The sequence below is a fragment of the Vitreimonas flagellata genome (genome assembly GCF_004634425.1).
GTDB lineage: Bacteria > Pseudomonadota > Alphaproteobacteria > Caulobacterales > Aquidulcibacteraceae > Vitreimonas > Vitreimonas flagellata.
In genome coordinates this window covers 786,043-802,204 of sequence record NZ_SBJL01000001.1, presented here as the reverse complement: position 1 = coordinate 802,204, position 16,162 = coordinate 786,043, and the positions used below count along the sequence as shown (strand labels likewise).

The window sequence follows — 16,162 nt, the reverse complement described above, 5'->3', positions numbered from 1 at the left end:
CACTAACCCCACGGGTTATTCCGCTGTCAAGATGATGTGTGGCGGGCCTTGTTTCGGCGGCGCTTTGATGTGCGTTGAGCGTGCGACGGCGTCTATTCGGCGTCCGGGGTGATTCGTTTTTCGGCCAGATAAGCGAGGTAAGAAATGGCCTCGGCGTACCGTTCAGGCGGGATTCGTGCGATCTCTGCGGCAACGCGTAAGCGGCTTTGTGGATCGGTTGGATCGACGGCCAAAAGCTCCACCACCGTGACGCCAAGCGCTTTCGCGATCGCTTCGATATTTGGCTGGGTATATGGGCGTTCGCCCTTGGCCAAGCGGCCGATCTGCATAGCGGAAATTCCAACGGCGCGAGCCAATTGTGCGGGCTTCCAGCCGAGGTGTTCAAGCCAAGCTGAGATCAGCGCTGGAGTGTATGTCGGCCGGGGAGGCGCACTCGATTGCATGCATCAAACCTACCCCTTGGGTATCAACAGAACTCCACACGCACGTGGTGAATGCGGCGCTAATCTCAGCTTGACAGGGGAATAACCCCGGGGGTTATATCGGCCCCGCAATGGCAAAGCTGAACGCCCTCCAACAAGCCCTCAAGGCCCGCACGATGTCGATCGCGGACCTTCATCGCGTCATCGAGCGCGACCATCCGCAGGACGCCGTCACGGTGGTCCAGCTTGGTCGCATCGTGAACGGGCTTCGCGGGCCGTCGGCCGGCCTCTGCGTCGCGATCGAAGCGGCGCTCGGGGGCGCGATCTCAGCTGCTGACATTGCACGCCTGCCGAAGAAGCCACGGGTGGAAGCGTCGGCGGCGTGACTGGGCCGGGCGCGGTGGTCGCGCCCGGGTGTTTAGCGGAGGGGCGCCATCATGACGATGGGTGCTACGCCGGCCGTCGCGCCGGATGCGAACGCACGCGCCGGTTCTGGCGGGCGGAAGAACTTCAAGTGGACCCCGGAGCGACTTGAGTTCCTGCGGGCAGAGTGGTTGGCCAACACTTCGCCTCTAGCGATAGGCCAGCTGCTCGGCATCACCAAATCGGCCGTTTCGGCCAAGGCCAATGTCCTGGGTCTGCCGGACCGTCGTACCGATCCCGAGGTGCGCGCTCGCATGAGCGAGGCCCGCAAAAAAGCGTGGGCCGATCCCGAGGTGCGCGCTCGCATGAGCGAGGCCCGCAAAAAAGCGTGGGCCGATCCCGAGGTGCGCGCTCGCATGAGCGAGGCCCGCAAAAAAGCGTGGGCCGATCCCGAGGTGCGCGCTCGCAAATCTCGTTCGTGGGCGCGCAAAGCGGTGCGCACTGCGGGCTTGCCGATGCTCAAGCAGCACGTCGATCGCGCGATCGCGCTGCGTGCACAAGGTCACGACATGGAGACGTGTGTTGACGCGCTGCTGCGCGATCAGTCCGCGGCTGCCGCATGACCGTCGATGTGGACAAGGTGCTCGATGCGTGGTCGGCCGGCGAGCCGGCGAGCTCGATCGCTGCGCGTTTCGAATGCAGTGATCGCAACATCTATCGCATCGCGCAGAAAGCGCGCGACGACGGCGATGCGCGCGGCGAGTTTCCGTCGCACTCGGTTCGCGAGCTTTACGCTGCAGCGCAGATCAAGGATCGCGCCGCTGAGCTTTATCGTAAGGGGCTCGAGGTTTCGATCATCGCCGACAAGCTCGGCGTCGACGCGCGCATCATCCGCGCAGCGGTCTACCTGGCCACGAAAGACGGCATCAATACGGGCTTGGGGTTTTCCACAGGGGGGGGGGTTGAACACGCTTTCGCAGCGTGAGCGCTCGCACCTCCGCATCTTGGCGGGAGGTTTGGAATGTCAGAAATTGGCTGGACAGCAGAACGCATCGCAACGCTTGGCAAATTGTGGAGCGAAGGCCTCTCTAGCGGCGAGATAGCGAGGGCGCTCGGAGGCGTCACGCGCAACGCCGTGATCGGCAAGGTGCATCGGTTGGGGCTTGGCGCCCGCGTTGCGCGCGTCGGCGGGCGAGCCAATGGTGGCGCTCGGCCAAAACGCGCGACGCGCGCGGTGGTGATGAAAGCGCCACGCGTCAATCCAAAGCCGGCGAAGCTTTCACCTGGCGAAGAGCTCGCACGCGTACGTGCGCTGCGGCCGATCGAGATCGATGGCGCGCCACGCAGCGCGCTCACGCTCCGCTACATAGGCGAGTGCAAATTCGGCATCGGAGACCCGCGTTGCGACGCTGATTTTGCGTTCTGCGGCCGTGCGACCGATGGAACGCAGGTCTACTGCGCCGAGCACCGCAAGCTGGTTTACGAGAAGGCGAGCAAGCCGCAGGTCGACGCCAGCGTCGCCGGCGTGCGCAAATTGCTCGAGGCGCGGGATCGCCAGCGTCAGCGCCGCGGCGCTTTCGGCGTCGGCACAATCGATCTGCGGGAGGCGTTGTGATGCGCAAACCGCTGACCCGCACCACCCGAAAGGCGCACCTCGAGACGCGCAAGACGATCATGGAAGTGCTCGACGGTGGCGCCGTGCTCTGGTTCACGGGCCACCATTTTGAAGAGCGCGGCCGGCTACCGGGCAAGGGCCCGACGTATCCGACGGCCGAGGTGCTGCGCGTCGTGCGTACCGGCCACGGGTTGGCCACCACGCGCGCGGCAGAGGGCAGGCCGGGCTGGTTCGACATCGAGGTGCGGGCTGCACCCAAGCGCAGCCAGGCGGCGCTGGGGGCCGTCGCTTGAGCATCGAGGCCATGCACTGGGCGTTCCGGCAACGCGGACTGAGCGACGGCTGCGCGCGGCTGCTGCACGTGTTGTCGGACTATGCCGACGAGAACGGCGTGTGCTGGCCGTCGCGCGGTCGCTTGGCCGAGCGGATCGAGAAAAGCGTCGACACCGTCGATCGACGCGCCAACGAGCTGATCGAGGCAGGCATGATGTGCCGCGCGCCGCGCAATCGGGTGAGCGCCAACGGCAACGTCACGACGCTTTCAAACGCGTACTACCTGCACATCAAGGGCCAGCGCGCGTGCGCGCAATGTGAGGCCGACACCAGCCGCACTTCTGCGGCCGGTGATGTGGAACGACCCCGCCGCAATTCTGCGGCCCGCCGCACGTTGCCAGAGCAAGAAGATGCACCCCGCGAGGGGGGCCGCAAAAGTGCGGCTGCTGGCGACGACGAAACGGACCGCACAATTGCGGCGGGGGGCGAAGTTGCGGCGGAGGGGGCCGCACGTGCTGCGGCCCGGGGGGCCGCACCTGTTGCGGCTGCAGAATCCTTCATTGAACCACCAGACTCCTCCTCGTTCCCGCGACCGCGTGGATCGGCCGGTGGGTTGAAGGGCGCGGCCGGCGAGCTTGTCGCGCTGGTCAACCACCCGAAGCTCGATCCGACCAAGGCGCCGGGCCTCGTCACGACGACGGCGTGGGTGGCCGCGTTTCAGCGCCTTGAGCTCTCGATCGAGGAGATCGCGCTGGTGATCTGCCACGTGCTCGAGGTCCGCGATCGCCGCAACCCACAAGCCGACGACATCACGACCTGGAATTTTTTCACCAAAGCGATGCGCGAGTTCGCGGCCGAAAAAGCCGCAGCTTCGCTCACCGATGCACCGGAGACGCTCAATGCAGCAACAGCTGACAATTTCCGCCCGCTCAATGCTGCCGAGCGTGAGTCGGCCCTTACCCGAAATCGACGCGCATCCTGGAGCGCTGTGCTTAGCGCGGCTGAGCATGACGTCGTTCCTGGATCTGGCCAAGGAGGGGATCGCGACGAACCAGGAGCGGGAGGCGGTGCGGATCTATTTGCCAATGATCCAAGACGCACTGCGGCCGGCGGCTCGTGAGGCGGTGGCGACCTGGGTCGAGTTTCTGATGTCGCGCTATCGCGGCCGTCCGGACTCGCCGGCGTTCTCGCTTATGGACAAGCAGATGTGGCTCGCGGTGATCGGCCATTGGCCGGTCGACGTGCTGCAGGCGGCCGTCACCCAATGGTGCGCCGAGGATCGCCCGTTCGCGCCGAGCGTACCTGGTGAGCTGAAAGCGCTGGGCGAGCCGATCTACAACGCGCGTCGCTCGCTCAACGCACGCGCCCAGGAGCTGCTGCGCGGGCCCGACCAGGTCGCGCGCGACTACGTCTCTGCAGACGATCTGGCGACGCTGCGCGCACGACTTGGCCGAGGCTCGGGCATCGTGATCGTGCCGCCCGTCACCATCGAAATGTCGGACGAGCTCGCGCAGCGCTTCCGCGACGGCTCTTGGCCGCAACGCACCGAAGATCAGGAGGCGGTCGATGGCTAAGGAAGTCATCACCGACGATCTGCGTGAAGCGCTGCAGCGCGCGTTTATCGACACGCTCGAGGAAACGCACCGCAGCTCACGCCCCGACTTTTCGGCGTTTCTCGACAAGCTGCGCAGCGAGCTCGTGATTAAGGATCGCCTTGGTCACGACTGGCGAGGTGAGCGCCGTGTCTAAGTCAACGCACACGATCGCGCGGCGAGCGGTCTCGCGCGCCGAGATCATCGCCGGCGTCTCGCCCAAGCGAAACAAGTTCGGCGCAAAGCGCGTGAAGGTCGACGGCATCTGGTTCGACTCCAAGGGCGAGGCCGCGCGCTACAGCGAGCTCAAGCTCGAGGAGCGCGCCGGCGACGTGCGCAACATCAAGACGCAGGTGGCGATCCCGCTGATCGCGTTCTCGATGTACGCCGTCGGTGGTGAGGAGGTCGGTCACTACAAGGCCGATTACACCTACGAGCGGCGCAACAGTCGCGGCGACTGGTTTCCTGTGGTCGAGGACTTCAAGGGCGAGCCCACGGCAGCCAAGGAAACCTATCGGTTCAAGCGGCGCATGTTCCGCGCCAATTACGGCTTCGACATCACCGAAACTAAACGATCGAGGAGGCGCTGATGGCTCCGGAAAATGCACACCCACGCGTGATCGCCAACAACGACAGCGCACGCCAGGCGCTGCGCGCGATCGAGCGTGAGTTCGGCGTCTCGCTCGAAGAGATGAAGAGCGCGAGCCGCCGGCGTCACATCGTGCGCGCCAGGTGGGCGGCGTTTCGCGTGCTGCGCATGCGCGGCTGGTCGACGCCGAAGATCGGCGCGCTCTTCAATCGCGACCACACCAGCGTGCTCTACGCGCTGGGCGAGATCGAAGCCAAGCAGCCACGGAGCCCGGCGCCAGGCGCATGAAGGTCACCAAGCACACCATCGAGGTCGATGTCGTTCGACCGCCGCCGCGCAAGCGGATCGACCAGGCGCGCGCCAAGCGCGCAGGCGCGATCGCTGTGAAGCCGGCTAAGGTGGTGGCGCTCGAGCAGCCTCTGGCCCCGCGCACGATCGAGCTGATGGCTGACGATGCGAACGAGAAGGTGCGCCGCACGCGCGTGCTCGACGGCTGCGAGCGTGCATTCCGGCGCGGCTTTCTGCGCGGCCAGGACGATCTCTATCGCGTGGCGCGCTGTATCGAGCAGGACTTCCTGGCGCTGTTGCCGCCATCGGGAGGCCTGCGCCTGGAGCGCCTACGCCGCGGCATGAGCGAGTGCTTTGCGCTGATGCCGTCGGGCGGCGGTGTTTCAACGCGCGCGCCGCAGGCCAGGCGCGAGGATGCGCTCGATCGACTGCGCTCTGCAGAGGCCGCCGCCGGCGCGCGCGACGTCGGCATGCTGCGCGCCTGGCTGGTCGAGGATCTGACGCTTCGCGCGATCGCAACCCGTTTTCGCATCGACAATTCGAACGTGAGCAAAGTGCTGCTCAAAGCGCTCGAGCGCGTGAACGAGGGAGCTTGGAATGCGCGGCGCCGGCGACGTGAGCCAGCGTACGAGCAGCGCAAATGGCAAGTGGATGTTTTAGCGGAGGCGATGTGATGCAACCCAAAGAACCGACAGAGCCAGGTGTGGCTCTGCAGGTGAAATTCGACGGCGATCGCGTGCAGGTCGAATTCAACACCAGGCTGACGCAATTCGACCTGCACTGGCACGAGGCGCTCGGGTTCGCCGAGCTGTTGATTAAGGCGGCGCGCGCGAGCGCTGCAGCGCGACCGAAAACGCTGATCGAGATGCCGGGCAAGATGCTCACGCTCGAGACCAAGCAATGACGTGCGAGCACCCGGAGTTCCGTGCGCAAGTCGGCGTAGGGCGACTCTCGCAAGTCGAGGGTGGCCCGATCACGCACTACACGGCTGAGATCGCAATCAAGTGCGTCGCATGCGGCGAGCCGTTTCAATTTCTAGGGCTGCCGATGGGTTCGAACGCCTACGGCGCAGCGACGAGCGTTGACGCGCTCGAGCTCCGCGCGGCGATCAAACCTCAGAACGGCCCCGAGCCCCCGCCAGGCCTTCCCGGGTTTTCAGTGAAGGTCACTACGCCACCAGGAGCGATGCAATGAACGAAACAACAGAGAACCAATCGCATTTAGCGGGCGAGGATGCGCAGCGGGCCATTCACCCAGCCCCGCAGGAATTCAATCCGGATGAAGTAGCCTCGGATCCGATACTCCGGTTTTTCCACTACTCGCACCTTCCGCCGGTTCTGCAGGCCAAGTCGCAACCGTTCTGCGCCTTGGCTCGGCACATCATCGACACCACGCCGCGCAATGCGGAGCGCACTGTTGCGCTCCGCAAGCTGTTGGAAGCGAAGGACGCCGGCGTTCGCGCCGCGCTGCCGTAACCCAATGATGACGCGCGTCGACGTCCAATCGGTGGATCTGATCACGGGCGCCAATGGCGACCCGATCTTTCTGGCCGCCGACGTCGGCGCGAGCGTCGATGGTGACGGGCAGCTGTGGATCCGCTTCATGGACCCCAAGGGGAACGTGTTTGCGGTGGTGCGGCTGCCCGATTACCGGGGCCGGCGGTTCGTGCGCGGCGTGGGCGCCAAGCTCGGCTCGATCGCACCGGTTGACGTTCCAAGCGAATAAGCTACCCGGGTCACTAGCGTACTCAAGTGCGCCCAAAATCAGTTCGGCCCCGCGCGCCCACCCTGGCTGCGTGAAGTCCCCCCGCCCAACCCAATCGCGTAGCCCGGCCCCCAGGTCGGCAGCGTGGGGCCGAGTCCACCAGGGGTTTTTCCACATGGGAAATATCGAAGTCGACACGCTGCAGGCGCAGCGTGAGGTCTGGCTGCGTGCGCGGACGCAAACCGAGGCGCGGCGCAAGGAGCGCGACGAGGGCCTGGAAAGGCTCAATCGCGCCGTCGCTACCGCCGAGGAGCGTGAGCGCGTGGAAAAGAGCAACCTCGACGCCTTGGTCGAGGCCGAGATCGAGCGCAAACGCCAGTACACGCGGCTGCCAGAGGACGAGGCCTCGCCCGAGCAGGCGGCGGCCGTCGAGGTCGGCGGCGTTTTCGCGGAGCAGCAAGGCGCCACGGGCCGCTATATCGGCCTGGTGGTCAGCGAACCCGAGCAAGTCGCTGACGGCGTAGTGTGGGATCCTGAGGCGCGCGTGCATCGCCAGGCCGGGGACCGCACGCCGTGACCGAACCGGCCCAGCTGCCGGCGGTTCAACACCCCAAGGCCGGCCAGCACGGCGAGGTGGTGACGCTGAAATCCACAGCGCTCGAGGCTGCGCTTCGCGAGGCGCACGATCGTGGTTGCGAGAAGGGCGCGAAGGCCGAGCGCCTGGCGGTGCGCAAGTCGCTGGAAGCTATCGACGCGCAGCGGGTGGACGAATTGCAGCGCCTCAATGCAGATATCGTCCACCGCGAGCGCGCGGCCCACGCCCATGGCTTCCATAAGGCCGGGTGGATGTTCGGTTTTTCGGGCTTTGTGCTGGGCGTCGTGTTGACGCTGATGGGTGGCCTAGTTTGGCTGCGCATCGGCACTGAGGCCACGGTGAGCGGCGTGGCGGCGGGCTCGATGGCCCGCGACCAGCAAAACAACGTCGACGCGCTCGAGCGGCTGCGGTCGGGTGAGCCGTGAGCACAATCCACAAGCCGCAGCATGACGACGGCGCGCTGAAGAACGCGCGCCACGAAGCGGTGGTGCAGGCGATCGCGCACGGCCACACGCACCGCGACGCCTACATGGCGGCCTACCCCAAGACCAAGACGCCCGAGGCCGCCGACGCGTCCGTGGCGCGCTTGCTAGGGAATGCTAGTGTCGCCGCGCGTCTCGCCGAGCTGCAGGACATGGTGCGCCAGCACGCGGCCGAGGAGCACGGCGTCGACCTCGATTGGCTGCTGAAGCAGGGCAAAGAGGTGCTGCGCCAGGCGCTCGCGAACAAGGCTTTCAACGCGGCCAGCATGACGATCGAGCGGCTGGCCAAGATCTCGGGCAATTGGGTCGACCAGAGCGACAACGAGCACGACCACGTGCATCGGGTGTACTCGAGCGCGCCGCTGACGGCTGAGGAGTGGGCCAAGCAATACCCGCAGGCGGCGCCCCCGAAGGCGAGCTAGCGCGTGCGGCTGAAGCCCGCGCCCCGCCCAGCGCCAGGCCTGCCGCAGCCGCGTGGGCGGCCAGGAGAGCGCAGGAAGGTCGCGTACGGCGGCGATAGGCCCGTTGAGATCATCGCGCCGCAGGCGGGCCCACAGGCCGCCTACGTGCTGTGTCCGCACTTCGACGTCTGCTACGGTGGCGCGCGCGGTGGCGGCAAGACGTTCGGCTCGCTGCTCGATTGGCTCGAGCACGAGGGCAGGTACGGAGCGAAGGCCCGCGGGCTCTTCATCCGCCGCCACCAGGTCGACCTCGAAGACACGATCGAGGAAGCCAAGCTGCTGTTCGAGCCGCTGGGCGCGAAGTGGAAAGAAAAGGGCACGCACTTCCGATTCCCGTCGGGTGCGATCCTCAGGTTTCGGTATCTCGATCGCGACGAGCACGCGAAGAATTACCAGGGCCACCAATACACGCGGGTGTACGTCGAGGAGCTGACGCAGTTCCCGGATCCGAAGCCCGTGGACAAGCTCAAGGCCACGCTTCGATCGAAGTACGGCGTGCCGGTGGGCTTTCGCGCGACGTGCAATCCGGGTGGGCCCGGGCACTCGTGGGTGAAGCAGCGCTACATCGACAAGGGCGCTTGGCGGGTGGTGACCTACGAGTTCACCAATCCGTTCACGAAGGAAAAGGTCTCGCGCTCGCAGGTGTTCATCCCTGCGCGGCTCGACGACAATCCAAAGCTGCTGCAGAGCGACCCGGGTTATGTCGCCGGCCTCTACATGTCGGGCTCAGAGCAGCTGGTGCGCGCCTGGCTGCTCGGCGATTGGAACATCATCGAAGGCGCGTTCTTCTCGCGCTGGAAGACAGAGCGCAACGTCGCGCGGCCGTTCAAGATCCCGGAGCACTGGCTTCGCTTTCGCAGTTTCGACTGGGGTTACGCGACGCCGTTCTCGTGCGGCTGGTGGGCGGTGGCGAGCGAGGACACCGCGTTTGAGAGCGTGAGTGGGCGACGCTTGGTGATCCCGCGCGGCGGCCTGGTGCGCTATCGCGAGTGGTACGGCGTCAAGGAAGGCGAAGCTAATCGCGGCATCGAGCGCACGGCCGAGCAGGTCTGCAGCGGCTTTCGCGACGAAGATGGTTCGTGGGTGCCTGGCATCGTCGCCAGAAGCGAGGGCGAGCAGATCGCCTACTCGGTGGCCGACCCGTCGATCTTTCGACGTGTGACAGGGCCGTCGATCGCCAAGACCATGCATGGCAAGGGCGTGTCGTTCAGGCGTGCCGACAACACCCGCGTGGCGCGTCGTGGCGCGATGGGCGGTTGGGATCAGATGCGCAATCGCATCGATGGTGTCGATGACGAGCACCCGATGCTGATCGTGTTCGAGACCTGCATCGACTTCATCCGCACCGTGCCTGCGCTGCAGCACGATCCGAACAATGCGGAAGATCTCGACACCGACGGCGAAGATCACGCCGGCGACGATTGTCGCTACGCCTGCATGAGCCGGCCGTGGGTGAAGGAAATTCCAGTCGAGCAGCTCGCGGGCCAGTTGGCCGTCGGCGAAACGAGCTCGCTCACTTTGGACGACATTCTGGCGGAGCTCGATGGCCGAGACGACGACGACGATCGAATCTGACGCCACCGAGGATGAGTCCTCGCGTGACGAGGCCGGCGGAGAGGCGCGCTGGTGGTGTGCTGAGGTCGAGCATGCGCTGAAGGAGCGCGAGAGCTGGGTCGAGCGTGGCCGCAAGGTCGAGCGCGCGTATCACGCCAACGAGGAAGGCGGCGCGGGCGGCAAGAAGAAGACGCGCGAGCGCAAGATGAACGTCTTGTGGTCGAACGTGCAGACGCTGTTGCCGGCGGTCTACATGCAGACGCCGAAGCCGGTGGCCGCACGGCGTTGGCGCCAGCGCGATCCGGTCGGCCGCCTCGCATCGATGCTGATGGAGCGCTGCCTGCAGGTGAGCTGCAGCGAGCAGGACTTTCACCACACGCTCGAGCAAGCGGTGCGCGATCGCCTGCTGCCAGGCTGGGGCGTGGTTTGGGAGATCTACGAGCCGACGCTCTACGACGAGCAGGAGATCGGCGCGGACGGCCAGCCGGCCGTCGACGAGAAGGGCGAGCCGATCACGTTCCAGGCGCTGGAGTACGAGCGCTCGATCACCGATTACGTGCGTTGGGACGATTACCTGACCAACGTAGCGCGCACCGAGGACGAGGTCTGGTGGAAGGCGCGCCGGCACTACTTCACGAAGAAGAAGGGCAAGCAGCGGTTTGGCGAGGCCTTCACCAACGTGGTGATGGACAACAAGCGCGAGCGCCAGATGCGCGACGACACGTCGGGCTCGGGCCCGGCGTCACGCGAGCCGCGCGCTGTGGTGTGGGAGATCTGGGATCGCGACGAGGGCCAGGTGCTGTTCCTGGCGCCTGGCTCGGGCCAGAACGCGATCATCGAGAAGAGGCCCGCGCCTTATCGCTTGCGCGACTTCTTCCCGACGCCGCGGCCGTTGACGGGATCGACGACGTCGGAATCGACGCTGCCGCAGCCTGACTACCTGCAGTATCAGGACCAGGCGCTCGAGATGAACGAGCTGACGGGCCGCATCGCCAAGATGCAGCGCGCGCTCAAAGTCGCCGGCCTCTACGCCCGCGAGAACAAGGACATCGGCAAGCTGCTCAAAACCGGCGAGGGCGAGATGATCGCCGTCGACGATTGGGCGATGCACGGTGAAAGCGGCGGCACGAAAGGGCAGATCGAGTGGTATCCGGTCGAGAAGGTGATCGAGGTGCTGCGCGAGCTCTACAACGCGCTGACGATCGCCAAGAACAACATGTACGAGATGTCGGGCATCGCCGACGTCATGCGCGGCGCGTCCGACCCGAACGAGACGCTGGGCGCGCAGAAAATTAAAGCGCGCTGGGGCTCGGGCCGCGTGCGTCGTCAGCAGAACGACGTGCAGCGCTTCGCCGGCGAGATCTTCAACATCAAGGCCGAGATCATGGCCGAGGTGTTTCAGTTCGAGACGCTGCTCGAGATGGCCGGCATCGATCAGGAAGTGCTCGCCAAGTATGTGCCCAAGGGCATGAACCCGCAGATGCTGCTGGCCCAGGTCGGCCAGATGTTGAAGCAGGACATGCGGCGCAATTTCTCGATCAAGGTCGAGCCCGACTCCACGCTCGAGCCTGACGAGATGGCCGAGCGCCAGTGGCGAACGCAATTCCTGCAGGGCATGGGCGCGATGCTGAAGGAGCTCGTGCCGCTCGTGCAGCAGGGCGCTGAGGGCGCAAAGCTCGCCGGCGAGATGATGATGCTCGGCGTGCGCGGCTTCAAGGAGGCCGATCAGATCGAGGAAACGATCGAGCAGGCCGTCGAAGCTGCAGGCAAAGCTGCAGAGCAGCGTCGCGAGCAGATGGCCAAACAGGGCCCGCCGCCGGATCCGAAGATGGCCGAGGTGGAGCGCAAGGCCAAGCGCGACCAGGCCGAGCTGATGCTGGACGCGGAGGATCGCAAAGCCGAGCGCGCCGAGCGCGCCGCCGATCGTCAGCAGGAGCAGCAGGAATTCCAGGTCGATACGCAGTTTCGCTTGGCGGAGCTCCGCATGGACCGCGTCAACGGCATGGCCGAGGCGGCCGAGCGTGACGAGATGGCTGAAGCGATCGCGTAGGGAGCATGCACATGAGCGACGAGAAGGAAGGCCGCGGGCCGCCGACGGCGAAGGATCCGCACAAGTTCACGAAGGCCGACAAGCAGAAGCTGAAGCGCCACATCGACACGATCGATGCGCTGAAGCTGCAGCAAGCCGAGCTCGGCACGCAGGTGAAAGAGGCGTTGAACGCGGCCGAGGCCGACGGCTTCTCGAAGAAGCGCATCAACGACGTGCTGAAAAAGCGCCGTCTACGCCGCAAGCAAACCGCCGGCGCGCTCGATGAGGCGCAGCTGCATTTCGAGAAGTACTGGGAGGCCTCGGGCGGCGACAAGTTCGCCGACGCGCTCGAGGACGACGAGGAATACGAGATCGAGGACGACACGCCGCAGCGTGGTCGCGGTGGGGGCTTCAATTGAAGTCCGGCTGCGGTGTGCTGATTGGCATGGTGCTGGGCCTTGCCGTGTGGGTGCTGTTTCTGGCGGCGGTGGGCTGGCTTTGATGGCGCGCTTTAAGCTCTGCAAGCATTGCGGCGATCTGCACCAGGTCGGCCGCGTGCCCAGCAATTGTCGCGATGAGCCGTGGCCGCGCTCGGATCTACCGGCGCCGCACGTCATCCGCGACCAGCTTGGCGGCATCAACGGCGTTTTCCACCATGGCGCGCTTACACGCTTCGACAGCAAGCGTCGTTTTCGTCAGGCGACACGCGATCACGGCCTGATCGAAGTGGGCGACGAGCGCCCGCAGGATAAGCCGCGCGAGCACATCTACTCAAACACACGCGAGCTCGAGCGCGACGTCGCCGAGACCGTGCAATTTATGGAACAGAAGGGCATGACAGCCGATGAAGCTGCGTAAACTCGACCTGCTGAACAGCATCGCCGCATTGCCCGCGTATATGGGCCAGTGCTTTGCCTTCACGGACGCCGGCGACGGCGCTGGAGGCGGTGGCGGCAACGACGACGAGGTCGATGATCAGACGTCGATCGACGACGATGTTCGCGGCGCCATGGACGACATCCTGGCCGGTGATGACGGGCAGGGCGACCAGGCGCGCGCCGATCAGCAGCAGCGCGATCGCGTGCGTGATGAGTCCGGCCGCTTCGCCAAACAACAGCGCGGGCAAGGCGATCAACAACAGCAGCAGCCGAAGCCGAACGCGCAGCAGCAGGATCCCCAGCGCCAGCAGCAACAACCGAACCCGCAGCAGCAGCAGGATCCGCAAGCGCGTCAGCCTGGCCGCATGCCGGACAATTGGCGCCCGGGCTGGCTGAAGCCGCCGGCGGGCGCGGAAGCGACGCTGCAGCCTTGGCTGCTCGAGCAGCTTTATCAGCGCGAGAGCGCGTTCATGAAGGCCTATCAGCCGGCGGTGACGGTGGCGAAGGCCTGGGCGCCGGTTGAGGAGGCGCTCGCGAGCGTCTCGGCGCACCTGAAGGAGAGCGGCGCATCGCAATCGGTGCAGGGTTTCGTCACCAATCTGGTGAAGGTCGAGGAATGGCTGCACACCGACAGCGGCAACGAAAAGCCGTCGCTGAAGCCGTTGCAATGGCTGGCCGAGCAATATTACGGCGTGCCGCTGCACGAGCTCGTGAAGGGCATGCCGGCGCCGCAACCCGGTGGGGGCGGCGCACCGCCGGCGAACCAAGAGATCACGCAACTACGTACGCGCCTCGAGCAGCTCGAGGGCCACACCAAGCAGCAACAAGAAAGCGCGCGCGCGGCCCGGAAGGCCGAGCTCGCTGCGCAATACCAGCAATTCGAACGGAGCATGCAGACCAAAGTGCCTGCAGCTTTCGTCAACGACCCCGCGACGGGCGCCATGGTGATCGACCCAGAGGTGAAGCGCTTGATGCGTTCTTGCCTCACGTCCGATCCACCGATGGCGCGCACGTTCGAGGAGGCGTTCGAAAAGGCCTGCCAGCTACACCCGACTCTCAGCCAGCGCACGCAACAAGCTCAGCGCAAGGCTGCAGGAGATCGCGCCAGGGCTGCCGGCGTTAGCCCCCGCCGCACTTCGCCCCTTGCGGGCGGTGGTGACGGCAAGAGCAAAACCAACGGCATTTCGGTGGACGAGGACGTTCGCGCCTCGCTCGCCGAGCTCCAGCAATAGAGGACAGTCATGGCCGCAATTAATGTGGGCCAGCTGGTGGCGACGACGCTCCGCCGCCGGCTGAAGAAGACGTACGACAACGTCAGCGACAACATCGCGTTCTATAACCAGCTGCGTAAGCGCGGGAACATGAAGTTCGACTCCGGTCGCGACATCCTGGTGCCCCTCGAGTACGCAGTCGGCTCGCTCCAATGGTACTCGGGCACGGAAGTGCTCAACACGACGCCGTTCGACTTCATCGACGGCGCTGTGTTCGATTGGAAGTTCGGCGCGCTGCCGATCGTCATGACCGGCGAAGAGCGTGTGAAGAACAGCGGCGAGGCGGGCTTGATCAAGCTGGCCACGTCGAAAGTGAAGAACGCCGAGCGCGGCTTCACCAACGGCATGGGTGCGGCCGTCTATTCCGACGGCACGGGCAATGCGGGCAAGGAGATCGGCGGCCTGCAGCTGCTGACTTCGACCTCGCCGAGCTCGGGCACGATCGGCGGCATCGCCGCGTCGAACACGTTCTGGCAAAACCAGTACTTCGACGCCTCGACCTACCTTGGCGCCACGGTGACCAAGGACAACGTCAAGCAGGCGATGAACCACATGCGCATTCTGTGCACGCGCAACAACGAGTCGCCGGATTGCTATTTCAGCGACAACAACTGGTACGAGCTTTACTCGAACTCGATGTTGGAAATTCAGCGTCTGACGAGCGAGAGCGACAAGAAGGTCAATGCAGGCTGGGTGTCGCTCGAGTTCCACGGCTCGCCGTTCTATCTCGACGGCGGCCAGGGCGGGAATTGCCCGGCAAATACGATGTACGCGCAGAACTTCGAGTACCAGCACTTCTACGTGCACGAAGATCGCGACATCGAGATCGTCGGTGGGACGCGCGCCAGCATGAACCAAGATGCTGACGTGCAGATCATGATGATCGCCTGCAACATGGGCACGGCCAACCGCTCGCTGCAGGGCGTCGCGATCCTCTAAACCCGGCGCGGGGCGTAGTGGCGTTGGGGAGTGCATGACCCTGGCGCGTCGGGTGCAACCCCCGGCCCCCGCTCCAACCTTCAAACTATGATCGGGAGAGCATCCCCATGACCCATTTGTTGGGCCCGAAAGTAACCGAGACGCCGACGACTGACGAAGACGGCATCGCGCTCGGCACGATCTACACGCACTACAACGGCTATCAGTACATGAAGGTTCACGCCAACGGCGCGATCACGATTTACGACGCCGTGGTGGTGGACGAAGCGGGCGAGGCCTTCGCGATCACGAAGGCCGCGGCTGAGGACTATGGCGGGCGCCGCGTTGGCGTTGCGCAGGTCGCATTCGCTGACAACGATTACGGCTACATTCTCACCAAAGGCGTGGGCAGCGTGAACGCGCTGACCTCGTGCGCCGCTGACGTGCAGCTCTACACGAGCGGCACCACCGGCCACCTCGATGACGCCGACGCCTCGCAACACGCCATCACCGGCATCCGTCTCACGACGGCCGTCGGCGGCGGCGGTGCGGCGGCTGCGCCGATGTTCATCGACAACGCGCAGGTGATCATCGCCTTCGACGGCGCGTAAGCGTCACCACACCGAAGCAGCACGCACGCCCGTCAGAGATGGCGGGCGTGCTGCGTTGGAGCTGAAGCAACATGGAAACGAAGTTTTACAAGCTGCCCGACGGCGCGAGCGTTTCGTTCGCGGAAACGGTGGACGGCAAAGAGAAGGTGGTCACGGCCAACATCAAGGCCCACCGCCCCAACAGCGACGGCAAGGACACCGTGGCGAGCCACGAGATCGTCCGCATCCGCGCCAATGGCGAGAGGGTGGAGCGGCCAGCGCTCGAGCGCGTACGCGCGGCGTACGAGCAGCACACCCGCCCGGTCGGGCGTCCTTCGCGCGCTCCGCCGCCCGCGGCTGCACCGCCGGCGGATACGCCAGCGCCGGCGGCTGACGATCAAAGCGTACGCGCGGCGTACGAGCAGCACACCCGCCCGGTCGGGCGTCCTTCGCGCGCTCCGCCGCCCGCGGCTGCACCGCCGGCGGATACGCCAGCGCCGGCGGCTGACGATCAAAGCGGCGCGCAATAAGGGAGGCC

Annotated in this window: 27 protein-coding genes; 26 read left to right on the top strand and 1 reads right to left on the bottom strand. The window is 65.5% G+C overall.

What is annotated here, in order from left to right:
• Positions 1-92 precede the first annotated feature (92 nt).
• Complete coding sequence (locus tag EPJ54_RS04125) at positions 93-443, bottom strand: helix-turn-helix domain-containing protein (RefSeq protein WP_135210392.1); 351 nt, start codon at positions 441-443, stop codon at positions 93-95.
• A 110-nt stretch (positions 444-553) separates the two neighbouring features.
• Between EPJ54_RS04125 and EPJ54_RS04120 the strand changes: the two genes are divergently transcribed.
• The 26 genes from EPJ54_RS04120 to EPJ54_RS03995 all read left to right on the top strand — a co-directional run bounded on the left by EPJ54_RS04120 (position 554) and on the right by EPJ54_RS03995 (position 16,154).
• Positions 554-808 carry a hypothetical protein gene (locus tag EPJ54_RS04120; RefSeq protein ID WP_135210391.1) on the top strand — a complete coding sequence of 85 codons (255 nt, stop codon included), beginning with the start codon at positions 554-556 and terminating at the stop codon, positions 806-808.
• A gap of 51 nt (positions 809-859) precedes the next feature.
• Positions 860-1,408, top strand: a complete 549-nt coding sequence (locus tag EPJ54_RS04115) for a GcrA family cell cycle regulator (protein ID WP_135210390.1) — start codon at positions 860-862, stop codon at positions 1,406-1,408.
• Positions 1,405-1,770: a hypothetical protein gene (locus tag EPJ54_RS04110; RefSeq protein WP_135210389.1), complete on the top strand. Its 366-nt coding sequence runs from the start codon at positions 1,405-1,407 to the stop codon at positions 1,768-1,770. The genes EPJ54_RS04115 and EPJ54_RS04110 overlap by 4 nt, the downstream gene beginning before the upstream one ends.
• Positions 1,771-1,806: 36 nt before the next feature.
• Complete coding sequence (locus EPJ54_RS04105; RefSeq protein ID WP_135210388.1) at positions 1,807-2,400, top strand: GcrA family cell cycle regulator; 594 nt, start codon at positions 1,807-1,809, stop codon at positions 2,398-2,400.
• Positions 2,400-2,693, top strand: a complete 294-nt coding sequence (locus EPJ54_RS04100) for a hypothetical protein (protein ID WP_135210387.1) — start codon at positions 2,400-2,402, stop codon at positions 2,691-2,693. Before EPJ54_RS04105 ends, EPJ54_RS04100 begins: the two co-directional genes overlap by 1 nt.
• Positions 2,690-3,793: a helix-turn-helix domain-containing protein gene (locus EPJ54_RS04095; protein ID WP_135210386.1), complete on the top strand. Its 1,104-nt coding sequence runs from the start codon at positions 2,690-2,692 to the stop codon at positions 3,791-3,793. Before EPJ54_RS04100 ends, EPJ54_RS04095 begins: the two co-directional genes overlap by 4 nt.
• Positions 3,759-4,247: a hypothetical protein gene (locus EPJ54_RS04090; protein ID WP_167755571.1), complete on the top strand. Its 489-nt coding sequence runs from the start codon at positions 3,759-3,761 to the stop codon at positions 4,245-4,247. The genes EPJ54_RS04095 and EPJ54_RS04090 overlap by 35 nt, the downstream gene beginning before the upstream one ends.
• Positions 4,240-4,422 (top strand): hypothetical protein, encoded by a 183-nt coding sequence (locus EPJ54_RS04085; protein ID WP_135210384.1) that lies wholly within the window; start codon positions 4,240-4,242, stop codon positions 4,420-4,422. The genes EPJ54_RS04090 and EPJ54_RS04085 overlap by 8 nt, the downstream gene beginning before the upstream one ends.
• Complete coding sequence (locus EPJ54_RS04080) at positions 4,388-4,855, top strand: DUF1064 domain-containing protein (RefSeq protein ID WP_167755570.1); 468 nt, start codon at positions 4,388-4,390, stop codon at positions 4,853-4,855. Before EPJ54_RS04085 ends, EPJ54_RS04080 begins: the two co-directional genes overlap by 35 nt.
• The gene (locus EPJ54_RS04075) at positions 4,855-5,142 is read left to right on the top strand and encodes a helix-turn-helix domain-containing protein (RefSeq protein WP_135210382.1); all 288 of its coding nucleotides are present in this window, start codon (positions 4,855-4,857) and stop codon (positions 5,140-5,142) included. The genes EPJ54_RS04080 and EPJ54_RS04075 overlap by 1 nt, the downstream gene beginning before the upstream one ends.
• Positions 5,139-5,816, top strand: a complete 678-nt coding sequence (locus tag EPJ54_RS04070; protein WP_135210381.1) for a hypothetical protein — start codon at positions 5,139-5,141, stop codon at positions 5,814-5,816. The genes EPJ54_RS04075 and EPJ54_RS04070 overlap by 4 nt, the downstream gene beginning before the upstream one ends.
• Positions 5,816-6,046, top strand: coding sequence for a hypothetical protein (locus tag EPJ54_RS04065; RefSeq protein ID WP_135210380.1), 231 nt, complete (start codon positions 5,816-5,818; stop codon positions 6,044-6,046). The genes EPJ54_RS04070 and EPJ54_RS04065 overlap by 1 nt, the downstream gene beginning before the upstream one ends.
• Positions 6,043-6,336 (top strand): hypothetical protein, encoded by a 294-nt coding sequence (locus EPJ54_RS04060; RefSeq protein ID WP_135210379.1) that lies wholly within the window; start codon positions 6,043-6,045, stop codon positions 6,334-6,336. The genes EPJ54_RS04065 and EPJ54_RS04060 overlap by 4 nt, the downstream gene beginning before the upstream one ends.
• On the top strand, positions 6,333-6,617 hold the full coding sequence (locus EPJ54_RS04055) for a hypothetical protein (protein ID WP_135210378.1): 285 nt from the start codon (positions 6,333-6,335) through the stop codon (positions 6,615-6,617). The genes EPJ54_RS04060 and EPJ54_RS04055 overlap by 4 nt, the downstream gene beginning before the upstream one ends.
• Positions 6,618-6,621: 4 nt before the next feature.
• Entirely contained in the window at positions 6,622-6,867 is a 246-nt protein-coding gene (locus EPJ54_RS04050; protein WP_135210377.1) for a hypothetical protein, read from the top strand.
• A 154-nt stretch (positions 6,868-7,021) separates the two neighbouring features.
• On the top strand, positions 7,022-7,423 hold the full coding sequence (locus EPJ54_RS04045; protein WP_135210376.1) for a hypothetical protein: 402 nt from the start codon (positions 7,022-7,024) through the stop codon (positions 7,421-7,423).
• Positions 7,420-7,866 carry a hypothetical protein gene (locus EPJ54_RS04040; RefSeq protein WP_135210375.1) on the top strand — a complete coding sequence of 149 codons (447 nt, stop codon included), beginning with the start codon at positions 7,420-7,422 and terminating at the stop codon, positions 7,864-7,866. Before EPJ54_RS04045 ends, EPJ54_RS04040 begins: the two co-directional genes overlap by 4 nt.
• Complete coding sequence (locus EPJ54_RS04035; protein ID WP_135210374.1) at positions 7,863-8,345, top strand: hypothetical protein; 483 nt, start codon at positions 7,863-7,865, stop codon at positions 8,343-8,345. Before EPJ54_RS04040 ends, EPJ54_RS04035 begins: the two co-directional genes overlap by 4 nt.
• 3 nt (positions 8,346-8,348) lie before the next feature.
• Positions 8,349-9,959 carry a terminase large subunit domain-containing protein gene (locus tag EPJ54_RS04030; protein WP_135210373.1) on the top strand — a complete coding sequence of 537 codons (1,611 nt, stop codon included), beginning with the start codon at positions 8,349-8,351 and terminating at the stop codon, positions 9,957-9,959.
• Entirely contained in the window at positions 9,928-11,988 is a 2,061-nt protein-coding gene (locus EPJ54_RS04025; RefSeq protein WP_135210372.1) for a flotillin family protein, read from the top strand. The genes EPJ54_RS04030 and EPJ54_RS04025 overlap by 32 nt, the downstream gene beginning before the upstream one ends.
• A gap of 11 nt (positions 11,989-11,999) precedes the next feature.
• Positions 12,000-12,386, top strand: a complete 387-nt coding sequence (locus EPJ54_RS04020; protein ID WP_167755569.1) for a GapR family DNA-binding domain-containing protein — start codon at positions 12,000-12,002, stop codon at positions 12,384-12,386.
• Positions 12,387-12,468: 82 nt separating this feature from the next.
• The gene (locus tag EPJ54_RS04015; RefSeq protein WP_135210370.1) at positions 12,469-12,825 is read left to right on the top strand and encodes a hypothetical protein; all 357 of its coding nucleotides are present in this window, start codon (positions 12,469-12,471) and stop codon (positions 12,823-12,825) included.
• Positions 12,812-14,077 carry a hypothetical protein gene (locus EPJ54_RS04010; RefSeq protein ID WP_135210369.1) on the top strand — a complete coding sequence of 422 codons (1,266 nt, stop codon included), beginning with the start codon at positions 12,812-12,814 and terminating at the stop codon, positions 14,075-14,077. Before EPJ54_RS04015 ends, EPJ54_RS04010 begins: the two co-directional genes overlap by 14 nt.
• Positions 14,078-14,086: 9 nt before the next feature.
• Entirely contained in the window at positions 14,087-15,055 is a 969-nt protein-coding gene (locus tag EPJ54_RS04005; protein ID WP_135210368.1) for a phage major capsid protein, read from the top strand.
• 107 nt (positions 15,056-15,162) lie between these two features.
• Positions 15,163-15,645 (top strand): hypothetical protein, encoded by a 483-nt coding sequence (locus EPJ54_RS04000; RefSeq protein ID WP_135210367.1) that lies wholly within the window; start codon positions 15,163-15,165, stop codon positions 15,643-15,645.
• A gap of 71 nt (positions 15,646-15,716) precedes the next feature.
• A complete protein-coding gene (locus EPJ54_RS03995; protein WP_135210366.1) occupies positions 15,717-16,154 on the top strand; it encodes a hypothetical protein in 438 nt (145 codons plus the stop codon).
• The last annotated feature ends 8 nt before the right edge of the window (positions 16,155-16,162 follow it).